This is a genomic window from Pseudogemmobacter sp. TB195, from assembly GCF_058313095.1.
In genome coordinates, this window is record NZ_JBZEGG010000129.1 from 1 (window position 1) to 626 (window position 626).

A 626-nucleotide genomic window follows, 5' to 3' on the forward strand; every position below is an offset into this window, starting at 1 on the left:
GGCGTTCCATCAGTCTGGACCTTGCGGTCGCCCGCCCTTATGCCATCCCCGCGGGCGGCCCCAGAGGCGCGACACGGCTCAGCGCCCCGGGCAATCGGGCGTGGAGTGGCGCAGCGTGGCGACGCCGCGCCCGGGCATGGCCCGGGAAATCAGGAACGCCAACACGACAGGCGTTGCGGCGATCTGAAGCCGGAGCGCCGCAATTCTGGAGATGACATGTCCCGTCCCGAGGTTTTGCTGGTCAGCCCAATGATGCCCGCGCCATTGCAGGCGTTGCGGCGGCGTTGTGACGTGCATGATTTGCGCGGGGCCGAGGACCCGGAGGCCCTGCTGGCGGAGGTCGGGCCGCGCGTGCGCGCCGTCGCAGGTTTCGGCGGCGTCAGCGCCGGGCTCATCGGCCGGCTGCCGGCGCTGGAAATCATCGCCAATATCGGCGTTGGCTATGACGGCGTCGATGTGGCGGCGGCGGCGGCGCGAAACATCATCGTCACCAATACGCCGGACGTGCTCACCGACGAGGTGGCGGACCTGACGCTCGGGCTATTGATCGCCACGGTGCGCCGCATTCCCCAGGCCGACCGCTTCCTGCGCGACGGCAAATGGTTGCAAGGGGCGTTCCCGCTGTC

General features: G+C 69.5%; 1 protein-coding gene. It reads left to right on the forward strand.

The genetic code is table 11. The features are described from left to right. Positions 1-216 precede the first annotated feature (216 nt). Positions 217-626: Rossmann-fold NAD(P)-binding domain-containing protein (locus AC4FS3_RS28975; RefSeq protein WP_491023415.1), on the forward strand; the 410-nt coding region annotated here is incomplete at its 3' end.